General features: G+C 53.3%; 16 protein-coding genes. 4 read left to right on the top strand and 12 right to left on the bottom strand.

Annotation, left to right across the window (positions count from 1 at the left end; translation table 11 throughout):
- Positions 1-87: 87 nt before the first annotated feature.
- From osmV to OLG56_RS10675, 10 genes are all read right to left on the bottom strand, one after another.
- A complete protein-coding gene (gene osmV / locus OLG56_RS10630) occupies positions 88-1,236 on the bottom strand; it encodes an osmoprotectant ABC transporter ATP-binding protein OsmV (RefSeq protein ID WP_000593089.1) in 1,149 nt (382 codons plus the stop codon).
- Entirely contained in the window at positions 1,236-1,883 is a 648-nt protein-coding gene (gene osmW / locus OLG56_RS10635) for an osmoprotectant ABC transporter permease OsmW (RefSeq protein ID WP_000379677.1), read from the bottom strand. The genes osmV and osmW overlap by 1 nt, the downstream gene beginning before the upstream one ends.
- Before the next feature lie 9 nt (positions 1,884-1,892).
- Positions 1,893-2,795: an osmoprotectant ABC transporter substrate-binding protein OsmX gene (gene osmX / locus OLG56_RS10640; protein WP_023182115.1), complete on the bottom strand. Its 903-nt coding sequence runs from the start codon at positions 2,793-2,795 to the stop codon at positions 1,893-1,895.
- A 28-nt stretch (positions 2,796-2,823) separates the two neighbouring features.
- Complete coding sequence (gene osmY / locus OLG56_RS10645) at positions 2,824-3,534, bottom strand: osmoprotectant ABC transporter permease OsmY (protein WP_000557304.1); 711 nt, start codon at positions 3,532-3,534, stop codon at positions 2,824-2,826.
- Between the two features lie 304 nt (positions 3,535-3,838).
- Positions 3,839-4,453, bottom strand: coding sequence for a Tat proofreading chaperone DmsD (gene dmsD, locus OLG56_RS10650; RefSeq protein ID WP_000206565.1), 615 nt, complete (start codon positions 4,451-4,453; stop codon positions 3,839-3,841).
- A gap of 42 nt (positions 4,454-4,495) precedes the next feature.
- On the bottom strand, positions 4,496-5,353 hold the full coding sequence (locus OLG56_RS10655; protein WP_000534706.1) for a dimethyl sulfoxide reductase anchor subunit family protein: 858 nt from the start codon (positions 5,351-5,353) through the stop codon (positions 4,496-4,498).
- Between the two features lies 1 nt (position 5,354).
- Positions 5,355-5,972: a dimethylsulfoxide reductase iron-sulfur subunit DmsB gene (dmsB, locus tag OLG56_RS10660; protein WP_000213064.1), complete on the bottom strand. Its 618-nt coding sequence runs from the start codon at positions 5,970-5,972 to the stop codon at positions 5,355-5,357.
- A 10-nt stretch (positions 5,973-5,982) separates the two neighbouring features.
- A complete protein-coding gene (gene ynfF, locus OLG56_RS10665) occupies positions 5,983-8,418 on the bottom strand; it encodes a selenate/tellurate reductase subunit YnfF (RefSeq protein ID WP_023223296.1) in 2,436 nt (811 codons plus the stop codon).
- Positions 8,419-8,516: 98 nt separating this feature from the next.
- Entirely contained in the window at positions 8,517-10,955 is a 2,439-nt protein-coding gene (gene ynfE / locus OLG56_RS10670) for a selenate/tellurate reductase subunit YnfE (protein ID WP_061377335.1), read from the bottom strand.
- 156 nt (positions 10,956-11,111) lie between these two features.
- The gene (locus OLG56_RS10675) at positions 11,112-11,420 is read right to left on the bottom strand and encodes a DUF1161 domain-containing protein (protein WP_000975516.1); all 309 of its coding nucleotides are present in this window, start codon (positions 11,418-11,420) and stop codon (positions 11,112-11,114) included.
- Between the two features lie 103 nt (positions 11,421-11,523).
- Between OLG56_RS10675 and OLG56_RS10680 the strand changes: the two genes are divergently transcribed.
- Positions 11,524-12,234 carry a YnfC family lipoprotein gene (locus OLG56_RS10680; RefSeq protein ID WP_000743122.1) on the top strand — a complete coding sequence of 237 codons (711 nt, stop codon included), beginning with the start codon at positions 11,524-11,526 and terminating at the stop codon, positions 12,232-12,234.
- Between the two features lie 40 nt (positions 12,235-12,274).
- On the opposite strand, the gene speG is transcribed toward OLG56_RS10680, so the two are convergent.
- Together speG and OLG56_RS10690 are read right to left on the bottom strand one after the other, a co-directional pair.
- Positions 12,275-12,835 (bottom strand): spermidine N1-acetyltransferase, encoded by a 561-nt coding sequence (gene speG / locus OLG56_RS10685; protein WP_000199997.1) that lies wholly within the window; start codon positions 12,833-12,835, stop codon positions 12,275-12,277.
- A gap of 35 nt (positions 12,836-12,870) precedes the next feature.
- A complete protein-coding gene (locus tag OLG56_RS10690; protein WP_001066440.1) occupies positions 12,871-13,212 on the bottom strand; it encodes a DUF1283 family protein in 342 nt (113 codons plus the stop codon).
- 152 nt (positions 13,213-13,364) lie between these two features.
- On the opposite strand from OLG56_RS10690, the gene OLG56_RS10695 reads away from it, so the two are divergent.
- The 3 genes from OLG56_RS10695 to OLG56_RS10705 all read left to right on the top strand — a co-directional run bounded on the left by OLG56_RS10695 (position 13,365) and on the right by OLG56_RS10705 (position 16,057).
- Positions 13,365-13,691, top strand: a complete 327-nt coding sequence (locus OLG56_RS10695; RefSeq protein WP_000921389.1) for a YnfA family protein — start codon at positions 13,365-13,367, stop codon at positions 13,689-13,691.
- 121 nt (positions 13,692-13,812) lie between these two features.
- The gene (rspA, locus tag OLG56_RS10700; protein ID WP_001644449.1) at positions 13,813-15,027 is read left to right on the top strand and encodes a starvation-sensing protein RspA; all 1,215 of its coding nucleotides are present in this window, start codon (positions 13,813-13,815) and stop codon (positions 15,025-15,027) included.
- Positions 15,028-15,037: 10 nt separating this feature from the next.
- Positions 15,038-16,057: a Zn-dependent oxidoreductase gene (locus OLG56_RS10705; protein WP_000836501.1), complete on the top strand. Its 1,020-nt coding sequence runs from the start codon at positions 15,038-15,040 to the stop codon at positions 16,055-16,057.
- The last annotated feature ends 38 nt before the right edge of the window (positions 16,058-16,095 follow it).

Below are 16,095 nucleotides of genomic sequence, written 5' to 3' on the forward strand. Positions count from 1 at the left end.
GCGTCAGACGCAAAAGCACTATGTGCGATATAATATTGCGTACAATAATGATACTGCCGGATAGCGAGAGGCCATCCGGCGGCAACGTTAGCTGCTTTCGTGAATATTTAGCGCCCGACGCGTGCGGCCTGAGCTGAGATAGTCGGCGATGTAATCCTGAGAGATTTCACCGTTATAGCGTCCGTCTTCATCAACGATCGGCATCCAGCTAGTATTACTTTCGTACAATCTGGACAGCACAATACGCAGATTATCTTCCGCTTTGCCCGTAATACGGAAAGGATGGGTGATATCGGCGCAGATTCCGCTGGCGTTCCGAGCCTCCCGGCGCTTCACAAATCCCAGTGGCTTACCGTCGTTGTCAATGACGGTAATGGCGCGAATATCGTGATCATCCATAATGCCGAACGCCTCGCTTAACGGCATGGAAGGCCGCGCGGTAATGGTTGGCTGTTGGTCGGTCACATCGCCCGCGGAGACCAGTAGCAAACGCTTTAACGTTCTGTCCTGACCGACAAACGACCCGACAAACTCGTTAGCCGGTTTGGCCAGCAGTTCATCAGGACTGGCGCACTGTACAATTCGCCCCTGACGGAACACGGCGATACGGTCGCCGAGTTTTAGCGCTTCGTCGATATCATGGCTGACCAGCATCACGGTCTTTTTTAGCTTACGCTGCATATCCAGAAACTGGTTCTGGATCACTTCGCGGTTAATGGGGTCCACCGCGCCGAAGGGCTCATCCATCAGCAGTACCGGCGGATCGGCGGCCAGAGCGCGGATCACGCCAATGCGCTGCTGCTGTCCCCCGGACATCTCCTTTGGATAGCGATGCAGAAATTTTCTGGCATCCAGCGCCACCATGTCCATCAACTCTTCGGCGCGTTGCTTGCAGCGTGCTTTGTCCCAACCCAACATGCGCGGCACAACGGTAATATTTTCTTCAATCGTCATATTAGGAAACAGGCCGATTTGTTGGATAACATACCCAATATTGCGGCGTAGCGTTACCGTATCCATATCGTTGGTATTCTCGCCGTTGATAAGAATATTACCGCTGCTGGGCGCGATCAGCCGGTTGATCATCTTTAACGTGGTGGTTTTGCCGCAGCCGGAGGGACCGAGTAAGACGCACATTTCGCCTTCCGGCACGTTCAGGTTGACGTTGTCGACGGCTTTTAGCGGCTGACCCTTTTTCTGTACAAATTGTTTGGTGAGATTTTCCAGTTTTATCATTATCGTATCCCCTTAGGTGTCAGTACGACTTGCAGACGATGCAACAGCCAGTCAAGCACAATCGCCAGTAGACAGATCATCAGCGCGCCGGCAATTAACATGCGAATATCGCTGCCGCTAATGCCGTTTAACAGTAGCAGCCCCAGACCGCCAGCGCCGATCACCGCGGCAATCGCCATTACGCCGATATTCATCACTACCGCGGTGCGGATACCCCCGAAAATAACCGGTAGGGCCATTGGGATTTCGACCCAGCGCAGCCGTTGCCAGAAAGTCATACCGATGCCGCGTCCCGCTTCACGCAGACCGGGCGGCAAACTATCAAGCGCAGTATGGGTATTACGGACAATCGGCAGTAAAGAGTAGAGAAAAACGGCCGTCACGGCGGGCAGAACGCCAATACCATGCCCGATCAGCGAAAAGAGCGGGATCATTAATCCAAACAGCGCGATAGACGGAATGGTAAGAAGTAGCGTGGCGGCGCCCAATACCGGCGTTGCCAGCCATTTGTGGCGTACAATCAAAACGCCTAACGGTACGCCGATGATAATCGCCAGACCGACGGCCAGCGCGACCAGCCAGAGATGCTGAAAGGTAAGGCTGGCGAGATAGCCTGCGTTATCCAGCATATAATGTATCGTATCCATAGGCGCTCCTTACAGCAGACCTTTGTCCTGCAAAAATTGATGGGCTACCTGTTGCGGCGTGCGATGCTCGATATCGACCTGGGCGTTTAGGGTCGATATCACATCGTTATTGAGCAGGCCGGAAAGGGTGTTTAAGGCGTCATCAAGGCCAGGATTGGCTTCCAGCACCTCTTTACGCACCACGGGCGTGACAGCGTAACTTGGAAAGAAGCCTTTATCATCTTCCAGCACTTTCAGATCAAACCCTTTCACCCGTCCGTCGGTGGTATAGACCAGCCCGGCGTCAACCAGCCCATCCCGAACGGCGTTATAGACCAGCCCTGGATCCATCTGTCGTATTTGCGGGCGATCAAGCTGCATCCGGTAGGCTTGCTGAAGGGGCTTCATCCCGTCGCTGCGCCCGGCAAATTCCAGATCGAGGCCGAGCATCCAGTTGTGGTCAGGATCGTTCTGCCGGACCTGTTCGATTTTTGCCACCATTTGCGAGATGGTGGTGATATTTTCCGACTCGGCGCGTTTGCGCTGCATCGCGAACGCGTAAGTATTGTTCATGTCAGCCGGTTTGAGCCATACCAGGCCCAGCTTCGCATCCAGGCGTTTTACCGTGTCGTAGGTTTCCTGTGGACTCATGCGCTTATCGATACGGTTGAAAATAATCAGCGATGTACCGGTATATTCCCAGGTAATATCAATTTGTTTATTCACCATCGCATTACGTGAAATCACCGCGGCGATATTGGTTTGCGGCTGAACCTGAAAGCCTTTCTTCTGCAAATACTGAACGGTCATAGCGGAAAGAATATGCTGCTCGGTAAAGCTTTTGGTGGCGAGAACCAGCGGCGCGGCCTGCGTCTGGCTACTGAACAACAGCGTTGCGGCAAGCCATCCCAACAGGTGTTTTTTGAATCTCATTTAACGCTCCTTATTGTTATTTATGCGTTCAGACGGTATGAGGGCTAAGGCGTCGCCCAAACCAGGCAAGCAGAGTGTCAAGAATCAGCGCGAATAACGCCGTGGCCGTTGCGCCGAGGATCAACGTCGGAAAATCGTTGAGATAAATTCCCGGGAAAATCAGCTCGCCGTAGCTGCTGGCGCCGATCAGAAAGGCCAGCGGCGCGGTGCCGACATTGATGGCGGTCGCGATGCGAATACCGGACAGCATCACTGGCCACGCATTAGGTAGCTCTACCTGGCGAAGCCGCTGCCATTTTGTCATCCCAATCCCGTTCGCCGCTTCAATCAGTGAGGCGGGAACGGAACAGAGGCCCGCATAGGTATTGCGGACGATAGGCAGAAGGGAGGCCAGAAATAGCGCGACAATGGCGGGCGTATCGCCGATCCCGATAATCACCATCGCTAAGGCCAGAACGGCTAGCGGCGGCAAGGTATTACCAACATTAAAGATTTGCATGACATATTCAGCAAATCCTTTTGCCGCAGGTCGGCTGAGTAAAATCCCGCTCGGGATACCGACCAGTAAAGCAAAAAACATGGACGTAAAGACCAGCATCAAATGCCGTTGTCCGAGATACAGCAGATCGACCTGACGCGCTTTCAGCGTCTCCAGACCGATTCCCCAGATAAACAGCGCCAGTAACAGCAAAATGACGATAGTGAACCCAAGTACACGTTTTAGGGTGAGGGTGTGCATTGCGGTGTGTCTCCCTGTTTGCATGTGTTATGGCGACGTTAAGAGTCGCGTGTTGTTATGCCATGTTCCGGCAGGGTGCTTTGAGCTATAGCAACAGGTTGGGAAGGATTCCAGCGGAGCGTGATGTTTAACACTGTTAAACATCTATTAACAATTATGTTTTGCCCTTATGCGGCTTAGGGTGAACATTCACGATAAAGAATTATCTTAAAAATAGAAGCGTTGTGTGACGCTGTCACTTTTTGTAGATAAAAATAGGCCGCAATGGGAGAAAAGGCAGGTAAAATCCTGCCTTTTGTGGGGATTAACGGAATAACGGTTTTACAGCGACGGGAATAATGAGTTGAGCTTGCCATTGCGCCAGCGTCAGACGCGCCAGTTGCCCCAACGCCTGATAAAACGGATGCCCGGCATGATCGATAAATACGTCCAGAAAGCGGGACGACCACGGAAACAGATGCCAGGCCAGGAGTTGTTCGCATTCATGATGACGGTCATTCTCGGCAAGCCAGGCCGCCAGCAGCAACAGCGACCCAAAATGATCTTCTGGCTCGTTTTGTTGCATTTCAAACTGAATCCCGTTTTCGCGCATCCACTGACGTAGCGCCAGCGTAGAATCGCCAAATAATACGCTCTCACGATCCAGCCAGACGGAACCCCACGGCGGAGACGGCAGAGCGTAAGGGCCGATAAACAGACGCTGCCAGGCCTGTGGCAACGACTCTTCGCTGTGGGTCTTAAACATAGCCGCCACAGGCGCAAGCGCCTCGGCATCAAGCGGCCACTGCGCCTGCCAGTCGTCGGTTAATAGCGCCTGAACCAGAGGAGCGGTTTCGTGGCTTTCCGGCGAATAATAAAACAACGCGCCAAGAACACGCGCCGTTACTGCAAAATCATCACGTTGTAAAAAAGTGGTCATTCAAACAATCCCGAAAGGTGCGGGTCGCCCCGCACGCATAAATTAACCTGCGACGGCCATACCTACGGTCATATGCAGGCCATAAAAAAGTCCGCGGCCAATAATTTCGCCTGCCAGCACCAGCACGACACCGAGCAGCAAGCCAACGGTATGCGGTTCGCGGCGACGGATTAGCGGACATAGCCAGCAGCCTAATCCGGCAGCAAGCAAGACAATGCGCCAGACCTGTAGCATACCGTAATCCGGTGCGAGATGGCTGGCCTGTTGCACGGAACTGTGAATGGTTGAGAGAGACAGCCCTTGTAGTACGATGACCGCCACGCACACCACCAACGCCAGGCCGCTAATACTGGCAAACGTCACGCTGCAAAATGGGACGCGCGCGATGCGTAGCAGTAGCGCCGCAAACACCGGGCCGCACAGGAATGCCGTGAGGAAAAAGGCCAGCGTGGTGTAGCCATTATACCAGGTTGGCACGGTATCTATCTGATAAACGAGCGTCATTGCCCAGATGAATGCAACGCCGAGCGCCATACTGACCAGTAGCCACACTTTACCCAGCGCCGGGGGCATTTTACCGAGTACCGCCACCAGCCACCAGATGCCGCCTACGGCAAAGAACACCGATCCTGCGGCGATTTCATTACTCAGTGCGGAAGCGCCTACGCGGTTAAGCGAGTTAAACGCACGCATCGGCGAGCCGAGATGCATAATCGACGCGAGGAATCCCACTCCCATCACCAGCCACAGAAAAAACATGCTGCGCACGATGCGCTGACGGGCGATGGTATCGTCTTTTGCCGTCAGCCAGCCCAGTCCGCTAACGATTAACGCGCCGACCACGCACTGACCAAAGACCGTGAAGATCATCAACGGCCATTCATGCCATCCACTTCCCATCTTATACCTCCTTCGGATTGGCCAGATAACCGGTAGTGTCCCCGGTCGGGCGGCTGTTGGCGTTGGGTTTAATCACAATATTCGGCTTCGTGAAATGCGCGCGCGGCAGCGGCGCGACGGCAGCCAGCTCACCGTGTTTTTTGCGCAGTTCGTCGATAGGACCAAAGTCCAGCGCCCGCAGCGGACAGGATTCGACGCAGATAGGCTTTTTGCCGTCGGCGACGCGATCATAACAGCCGTCGCACTTGGTCATATGACCTTTGGCCGCGTTGTACTGCGGCGCGCCGTACGGGCAGGCCATGTGGCAGTAGCGGCAGCCGATACAGACCTCTTCGTTCACCACCACAAAACCGTCATCGCGCTTGTGCATCGCGCCGCTCGGGCAGACTTTGGTACAGGCCGGGTCTTCGCAGTGGTTACAGGAGATGGAGAGATAGTAGGCAAAGACGTTCTGGTGCCAGACGCCGTTATCTTCCTGCCAGTCGCCACCCGCATACTCATAAATGCGGCGGAAGCTGACATCCGGGGTCAAATCTTTGTAGTCCTTGCAGGCCAGTTCGCAGGTTTTGCAACCGGTGCAACGGCTGGAATCAATAAAAAATCCATACTGGGTTGTCATGGGTTACTCCTTACGCCTTTTCAACCTGAACAAGATTACTGTGTGACGGATTACCTTTCGCCAGTGGGGAAGGCCGGTGCGACGTCAGAATGTTAATGGAGCCGCCGCGATCGACTTTGTCGCCAAACATGTCGGCATTTAACCAGGCGCCCTGGCCGATAGCGGTGACGCCAGGCAATATGCGCGGCGTGACTTTTGCCGGAATGAGCATCTGTCCGTTCTGGTTAAAGACCCGCACGGTGTCGCCGTGCTGAATGCCGCGCGCTTGCGCATCAATCGGGTTGATCCAGATCTCCTGCGGACATGCCTGTTGCAGGACGTCGATATTGCCGTAGCTGGAGTGGGTACGCGCTTTATAGTGGAAGCCGGTTAGCTGTAGCGGGTAGCGCTGACGAAGCGGATCGTCCCAACCGTCAAAGCCTGGCGTATAGGCGGGTAAAGGATGGATAATCTCATCTTTCTTCAGCTCCCACGTGTTGGCGAGGGTTGCCAGACGCTCGGAATAGATTTCGATTTTACCGGACGGCGTTTTCAGTGGGTTGGCGGCAGGGTCTTCGCGGAAGGCGCGGAAAGCGACGTAGTGCTCCTCCGGGCATTTTTTCTTGAAAATCCCTGTCTGTTTCATCTCTTCGTAATCCGGCATTTCCGGGTTACGCGCTTTGGTTTTTGCGTGCAGGTATTTGACCCACTCATGCTGCGTGCGGCCTTCTGTGAAGGTCTGGTATACGTCCGGACCAAGCCGTTTAGCCACTTCACTGAGCGTCCAGTAAATGGGCTTTCTTTCAAATTTCGGCGAGGTGGCGGGCTGACCAAGAATGACATAGCCCATATTGCCTGCGGATTCGTGGGAAATCAGATCTTCCTGCTCGGTCGGCATTAAATCAGGCAGCAGAATGTCGCAATATTTTGCCGACGCGGTCATAAAGTGCTCGATGCCGACGATCATTTCACATTTACTGTCGTCCTGAAGCACCTCGTGGGTGTGGGCGATATCGCCATGCTGATTGATCAGCGTATTACTGGCGTAGCACCACAAAAATTTGATCGGCACGTCGAGCTTGTCTTTTCCCCGCACGCCGTCGCGTGTGGCGGTCATTTCCGCGCCATGATCGATAGCGTCGGTCCAGGTAAAGACCGAAATCTGGGTTTTTACCGGGTTCTCCAGCATAGAAAACCATTCGACGCCCAGATCCCAGGTGCCTTCGCGCACGCCGGAATTACCGCCATTTATGCCGACGTTACCGGTGAGTACAGACAACATGGCGATTGCGCGTGCGGTCTGCTCCCCGTTAGAGTGGCGTTGCGGTCCCCAGCCCTGGCAAATGTAAGCCGGTTTCGCCGAGCCGATTTCCCGCGCCAGTTGAATGATTTTTTCCGCCGGAATACTGGTAATCTGCGCGGCCCATTGCGGCGTTTTAGCAATACCGTCTTCGCCCTGACCCAAAATATAGGCTTTATAGTGCGCGTTACGCGGGGCCGAGGCGGGCAGAGTGGTTTCGTCGTAGCCGATGCAGTATTTATCCAGAAACGGTTTATCAATAAGATCTTCGGTAATCAGCACCCAGCTGATTGCCGCCGCCAGCGCGCCATCGGTACCTGGGCGAATCGGCAGCCACTCGTCTTCGCGGCCGGCGGCAGTGTCGTTATAACGCGGGTCAATGACGATCATCCGGGCGTTGGAGCGTTCGCGCGCCTGTTCGACATAGTATGTCACGCCGCCGCCGCTCATACGTGTTTCCGCGGGGTTATTGCCAAACATCACCACCAGTTTTGTATTGGCGATATCATCCGGACTGTTGCCGTCGTTGCCGCCGAACATATAGCTCATGGCCGCGCTGATTTGGGCGGTGCTGTAGCTACCGTAACGGCTGAGATAGCCGCCGCAGGCGTTCATCAGGCGATACGGTACGTTAGAATTGGTGATATTGCCGCCGTCCACGCCGGTACCGTAAAGCACATGTACCGCTTCGTTGCCGTAGTCCTTGAGGATACGTTTCAGGTTATCGCCGATGGTATCCAACGCTTCATCCCAACTGATACGTTCGAATTTGCCTTCTCCACGTTTACCAACGCGTTTCATCGGATATTTCAGGCGATCGGGGTGGTTCATCCGGCGACGAATGGAACGACCGCGCAGGCAGGCGCGTACCTGATGGTTGCCATATTCATCGTTGCCCGTGGTATCTGATTCAACCCAATATACGGTGTCATCTTTTACGTGCAGGCGTAGCAGACAGCGGCTGCCGCAGTTAACGGTACATGAACTCCAGACCGCTTTTTCTGCCACATTGCCAGATGCGAGGTCTGCTGCGGCGTGGGCGATGCGGGAGAACGGAAGGGTGAAAGCGCTACTGGCAAGCGCAAGGCTACCGATAGCGGAGGTTTTCACCAGGCTTCGTCGGCTGATACTGGCCGCCATTAATGCCTCAGGGTTGGTGATTTTCATAACAGCTCACTATGCTTATCCAAAAAAGAGTTTTAAATGTTGTTGTGTTCGCAAAACGGGGAGCCCCGGGCGCGTAAAAACGTCCCGGAGCAGGCGGCTTAGATTTTTTCGATTTCCACCAGATTTGTATGTTGAGGATTCCCTTTTGCCAGGGGGGAAGGACGCAGCGTCGTGAGCGTATTGATGCAGGCGCCGTGGTCAATTTTATCGCCAGCCATATCCGCATTATGCCATGCGCCCTGACCCATCGCGCTGACGCCGGGCAGAATACGCGGCGTGACTTTGGCGGGTAGACGCACCTCTCCACGATCGTTAAAGACGCGAACCTTATCGCCATTCGCGATACCGCGTTTTTGCGCATCGAGCGGATTTATCCACACCTCCTGGCGACAGGCGGCCTGCAGAACATCAATATTGCCGTAGCTTGAATGGGTACGGGATTTATAGTGAAAGCCAAACAGCTGTAGCGGGAAGGTGTTCCGTTTCGGATCGTCCCATCCTTCAAAAGTAGGGGTATAAATCGGCAGTGGGCTTATCACGTCGCCTTCCGCCAGCTCCCAGGTACTGGCGATGTGAGCGAGTTTGCTCGAGTAGATTTCGATTTTGCCGGACGGCGTTTTTAACGGATTGGCCTGCGGATCTTCACGAAATTTTTTATAGGCGACAAAATGGCCGTTGGGATCTTTGCGTTTATAGATGCCCATTTTTTTCAGCTCGTCATACGCGGGCAATGCCGGATCTCTTGCCTGCATTTTGGCGTACAGATATTGCAGCCATTGCGCCTGTGTTCGGCCTTCGGTAAACCGCTGATACACATCGTCGCCGAGGCGTCTGGCGATTTCGCTGAGTACCCAGTAGATGGGCTTGCGCTCGAACTTAGGCGTCGTCGCCGGTTGGATAAAAATCAGATATCCCATATTGCCGGCGTAATCATTGGGGATGATATCTTCCTGTTCGACGGTCATGAGATCCGGCAGTAAAATATCGGCGTACTTCGCGGAAGAGGTCATAAAATTGTCGATGACCACAATCATTTCGCATTTCGCTTCATCCTGAAGAATTTCATGGGTTTTATTAATATCCGAATGCTGATTAATCAGGGTGTTGCCAGCGTAGTTCCATAGAAATTTGATCGGAACATCCAGTTTATCTTTGCCGCGTACGCCGTCGCGCAGGGCGGTCATTTCCGGACCGCGCGCAATGGCGTCCGTCCAGCTAAAGCAGGAGATGGCGGTTTTAACAGGATTCTCCAGGACCGGCAGACGTTCAATGGTAATGGTGTAAGTGGATTCGCGTGCGCCGCTATTACCGCCATGAATGCCGACGTTGCCGGTCAGAATCGGTAACATGGCGATGGCGCGAGCGGTTTGTTCACCGTTCGCCTGACGCTGCGGCCCCCAACCCTGACAGATGTAGGCCGGCTTGACGCTGCCTATCTCGCGCGCCAGTTTGATAATCCGATCGGCGGGGATGCCGGTAATATGCGATGCCCACTGCGGCGTTTTGGCGATACCGTCATCCCCCTGGCCCAAAATATAAGCCTTATAATGGCCATTGGGGGGCGCGTCAGCCGGAAGGGTCTTTTCATCGTAGCCGATGCAATAGTTGTCGAGAAAAGGCTGGTCAACGAGATTTTCGTTAATCAATACCCAGGCAATTCCCGCCACCAGCGCGGCATCGGTGCCGGGGCGAATTGGTATCCACTCGTCTTCACGTCCGGCAGCGGTATCGGTATAGCGCGGATCTATCACGATCATGCGCGCATTTGAGCGTTCACGCGCTTGCTCCAGAAACCAGGTAATGCCGCCGCCGCTCATGCGTGTTTCAGCCGGATTATTGCCGAACATGACCACCAGTTTACTGTTTTCGATATCAGACGTGCTATTGCCGTCGTTGGAGCCATAGGTGTAGGGCATGGCGCAAGAAATTTGCGCGGTACTGTATGAGCCGTATTGATTCAACGAACCGCCGTAGCAGTTCATCAAACGCTTCACCGGCGAGGCGGCAGGCGACGAGCGGGTTATGTTGCCGCCTACGATGCCGGATGAATAGTGGATATAGACGGCTTCATTGCCGTAGGTCTCTACGGTCTTTTTCAGGCTGGCGCTAATGGTGTCCAGCGCTTCCTGCCAGCTAATGCGTTCAAATTTGCCTTCGCCGCGGCGGCCAACGCGTTTCATGGGATAGTTAAGGCGATCCGGATGGTTAATGCGCCGACGGATTGAACGGCCCCGCAGACAGGCGCGAACCTGATGATTGCCGTAGACATCGTCGCCAGTGTTATCAGTTTCAACCCACCAGACTTCATTATCTTTTACATGCAAACGCAGGGCGCAGCGACTGCCGCAGTTGACCGAACAGGCGCCCCAGACGATTTTATCTTCTTCGTTGCGCATGGCCTGCTGCACCGCCGCGGCCGCGGTACGCATCCCAAACGGTAAAGATACGCCTCCGGCAGCCAGCGCCAGTGAGCCAAGCGCCGCTGATTTCACTAACGTCCTGCGGCTAACGCCTGTTTGTTGCTTTTCTCCGGGCATCACTCACTCCATTGTCGTTATTATTTCGCTATATATTGATAACTATAACGAAATTATTAACATGCTAATGATGTAATGAGTTTACCCCTTTGGGAGTAAGGATTATTAATCCATGTCAAAGAGCGTTACCCTCCGGACCCGGAGGGCAGGAGGAGATTATTGCGGTTCGGCGGATGAACCGTCCTGAGCGGGAGAGGTATTGGCTGGCGCATTGCCGCTGCTGGTGCGGGTATAAAGAATTTTATGCGTGTCGTTCGCGCAATGGCCCACCACCTGTGAGTCGGGCTGATCGGCCTGGTCGTTAGGAACGATAGTGAGCGTAAAATTATCCGCCGGCACGCCGTTATTGATGATACGTTGTTCAATATCGCTTTTTACTCTCTCGCACGATCCCGGTGCCGCCATCACCAGCGAGGGGGCGCTGACTAACGCCAGAGCGGCTATTGCAGTTGCGATTTTCATCATGAACTCCTGTGATTAATGACGATGTTCTAAGCTTAGCATTTTTCGTGTAAATAACTGTATTTGCTAATATGATGATAAATATCTTTTCATCCTGGTGACACGCGTGAAGAAACCCCTTTTACTGACGTTATTGTGCATGATACTGGCAGGTTGTGATAACCCGAAATCCCTTGAGTCTTTTACGCCGGAAATGGCCAGTTTTTCGAACGAATTTGATTTTGATCCATTACGTGGTCCGGTAAAGGATTTCAGCCAGACATTGATGAGTGAGAATGGCGAAGTGGCGAAGCAGGTCACCGGTACGCTTTCACAGGAAGGCTGTTTTGATACGCTTGAGTTACACGATCTGGAGAATAATACGGGGCTGGCGCTCGTGCTGGATGCCAATTATTACCGGGATGCTCAGACGCTGGAAAAAAAGGTGCAGTTACAGGGGAAGTGCCAGCTGGCGGCGTTGCCTTCGGCGGGCGTGACCTGGGAAACGGACGACAACGGTTTTGTGGTATCGGCGACGGGCAAAGAGATGAAAGTCGAGTACCGCTATGATAGCGAAGGCTATCCGTTAGGTAAGACAACCATAAACTCGCAGAATACGCTCTCTGTGACGGCAAAACCCTCCGCGGACCCGCGTAAAAAGCTGGACTATACGGCAGTCAGCCGGGTGGATGATCGACAGGTTGGCAATGTCACACAGAGCTGCGAATATGATGCGTACGCGAACCCTGTTGACTGCCGGCTTGTTATCGTCGATGAGAGCGTTAAGCCGGCAGTGTCCCACCATTACACCATTAAAAATCGTATCGATTACTACTAAACCGGGCGCGGTGCGACTCTCCGTGACTACTGCGCCACGTTTACTGCGCGGTGGGTTTCAGGAGCGTAGAACCGGACGTTTTATGTTCATCCAGATACTGCTGCTGGAAGATACACATGCGGATGGTGTTACGGTATTCGCCGTTAATGAAGAACTCATGAATCAGCTCGCCTTCTACTCTAAACCCGAGTTTACGGTAGATGTGAATCGCTTTTTCATTCTCTTTATCGACGATCAAATACAATTTATAGAGATTGAGTACGGTAAATCCGTAATCCATCGCCAGTTTGGCCGCGCGTGACGCCAGGCCTTTTCCCTGGTACTCCGGCGAAATAATAATCTGAAATTCCGCCCGCCGATGCACATGGTTAATTTCCACCAGTTCTACCAGCCCAGCGTTTTCACCATCGCATTCGACGACAAAGCGCCGTTCGCTTTGGTCGTGGATGTGTTTGTCGTAGAGATCCGACAGTTCGACAAAAGCCTCATACGGCTCTTCAAACCAGTAACGCATAACGCTGGCATTATTATCAAGCTGGTGGACAAATCGTAAATCTTCACGCTCAAGCGGGCGCAGTCTGACCTTGTAGTCACTTGTCATACTGTATCCTTACACTTCCTTTTAGTTATCCTGCATTAGGGCGTAATAACGCGACCTGTACGACGATCCAGACACCGCAGCGTATTGGGCTCCCAATAGGCGTTGATGTTGGCGCTTTGCTCGCATTTATCGCGGTTATCAAAGGCGGCATCGGCTTTGTCCCACTCTTTTTCTGCGCGGGTATTCACTTTCTGACGCAGACTGCGAGTGTCGTTCCATTGTTCCTTTTCCATCGCCGCTTCCTGACGACTTTGTGCGCTATCTCCCGATTCAATCACCAGTTTACTGGTTTCAGCGAATGCGGAAGTAGTATATACAACGGCCGCCAACGTAAGCATTGCCGTCAGGCACAGGCGTTTGCTCAGCGTATTGTTCATCACAACATCCTTTCATTAGAGGGGAAAAAGCGGTAAACCACCTGTAAATTCTACACCAATCCTTATGCCTGGCATATACACAAGAATGGCCGGATAACCGTAACGATATTCTGTTGTATTATCACTTATCATTTCGTAACCAAATGAATCTCATGCTAAAGACGACTCTGCTTTTCTTTGTCACCGCCCTCTGTGAAATCATTGGATGTTTTCTTCCCTGGCTATGGCTTAAGCGCGGCGCCAGCGTGTGGTGGCTTCTGCCCGCCGCCGCGTCACTTGCGTTATTCGTCTGGCTTTTGACCTTGCATCCGGCGGCGAGTGGGCGGGTTTATGCGGCTTACGGTGGGGTATATGTCTGTACTGCGCTCCTGTGGTTACGTGTTGTCGATGGCGTCCGGCTCACGGTTTATGACTGGTGCGGCGCGCTGATCGCGCTGTGTGGAATGCTGATTATCGTCGTCGGATGGGGACGTACGTAACATTGCCGCGCGACCAGAACATTTTGTGATCTGGCAGCGTTTTTTACATTAATATACTTGTATGGTAGTAGCTCAGTTGGGTAAATTTCCTGCATCCCATAATGCGATGTAAGGAATAAACATGAAGATTGTAGGGGCTGAAGTTTTTGTTACGTGTCCAGGGCGTAACTTCGTCACCTTAAAGATAACCACGGAAGACGGGATCACCGGTCTGGGGGATGCCACCCTGAACGGACGCGAGCTCCCGGTGGCCTCGTACCTTACCGATCACCTGTGCCCACAGCTCATCGGGCGGGATGCTCGCCGCATCGAAGATATCTGGCAGTTCTTCTACAAAGGCGCGTACTGGCGCCGTGGCCCTGTCACCATGTCCGCCATTTCCGCGGTTGATATGGCGCTATGGGATATTAAAGCCAAAGCCGCCAATATGCCGTTGTATCAGTTACTCGGCGGCGCTTCGCGTGAAGGCGTCATGGTGTATTGCCATACCACAGGCCACACCATCGACGATGTGCTGGAAGACTACGCGCGTCATAAAGAGCAAGGGTTCAAAGCAATCCGCGTGCAGTGCGGCGTTCCGGGGATGAAAACCACCTACGGCATGGCGAAAGGCAAGGGGCTGGCCTATGAGCCCGCGACAAAAGGCCAGTGGCCGGAAGAACAATTGTGGTCAACGGAAAGGTATCTCGATTTTACGCCAAAGCTGTTTGACGCCGTGCGTAATACGTTCGGTTTTAATGAACATCTTCTGCACGATATGCATCACCGGTTGACGCCTATTGAGGCTGCCCGCTTTGGCAAATGTATTGAAGACTATCGTTTGTTCTGGATGGAAGACCCGACGCCGGCTGAAAATCAGGCGTGCTTCCGCCTCATCCGCCAGCATACGGTCACGCCGATTGCGGTAGGCGAAGTCTTTAACAGTATCTGGGATTGCAAACAGCTCATTGAAGAGCAATTGATTGACTATATCCGCACCACGCTTACCCATGCCGGTGGTATTACCGGGATGCGCCGCATTGCCGATTTTGCCTCGCTCTACCAGGTGCGTACCGGTTCGCATGGGCCGTCCGATCTGTCGCCGGTTTGTATGGCCGCGGCATTACATTTCGACCTGTGGGTGCCTAACTTTGGTGTGCAGGAGTTTATGGGCTACTCCGAACAAATGCTGGAGGTTTTCCCGCATAACTGGACGTTCGAGGGCGGCTATATGCATCCGGGCGACAAGCCAGGACTGGGCATTGAGTTTGATGAAAAACTGGCGGCGAAATATCCGTACGATCCAGCCTATTTGCCGGTGGCCCGCCTGGAAGACGGCACACTGTGGAACTGGTAAGGAGCGAAAAATGAAAAGCATCGTAATCGAAAAACCGAATACATTAACCATCGAAACGCGCGCGCTTCCGCAGCCTGCGCCGGGCGAAGTTCGTATTAAAGTGAGACTGGCGGGTATCTGCGGTTCCGACAGTCATATTTATCGGGGACATAATCCCTTTGCAAAATATCCCCGTGTCATAGGCCATGAATTTTTCGGTGTCATCGACGCGGTAGGCGACAACGTCAATCACGACCGGATAGGAGAACGGGTATCCGTCGATCCGGTGATCAGTTGCGGGCATTGTTACCCTTGTTCAGTCGGTAAACCCAATGTGTGTACCTCGCTGGTGGTGCTGGGCGTGCATCGTGACGGCGGTTTCAGCGAGTATGCGGTGGCGCCGGCCCGTAATGCTCATCGCATACCGGACAACATCGCAGATCATCACGCCGTCATGGTTGAGCCGTTTACCATTGCGGCAAATGTGACGGGGCAAGTGAATCCGACCGAGCAGGACGTGGCGCTTATCTATGGCGCAGGCCCGATGGGACTGACGACCGTACAGGCGCTGAAGGGGGTTTATCAGGTTAAAACGGTCATAGTCGTTGATCGCATTGAAGAGCGTTTAGCAATGGCGAAGCAGAGCGGCGCTGACTGGACCCTCAATAATGGTCAACATTCACTGGCGGAATTTCTACAGCAGAAGGCGCTAAAACCGACCTTGATTGTCGATGCCGCCTGTCATCCCGCTATCCTGCAAGAGGCGATTACCCTTGCATCGCCTGCGGCACGCATTGTCCTGATGGGATTTTCCAGCGACCCGTGTGAGATTGTACAGCAGGGTATTACCGGAAAAGAGCTGGCTATTTATTCATCGCGTCTTAATGCCAATAAATTCCCGGTCGTGATTGACTGGCTGAATAAAGGGCTTATTGATCCGGATAAGCTGATAACGCATACATTTGATTATCAACATGTCACCGACGCGATTGAGCTTTTCGAGAAAGACCAGCGTCAATGCTGCAAAGTCTTACTCACGTTTGCGAAATAATATAAATAATTGCGAGTAAGTGGTACGCATCTTACCTC

The organism is Salmonella sp. 2018103 (genome assembly GCF_026247685.1).
GTDB classification, from domain to species: domain Bacteria; phylum Pseudomonadota; class Gammaproteobacteria; order Enterobacterales; family Enterobacteriaceae; genus Salmonella; species Salmonella enterica.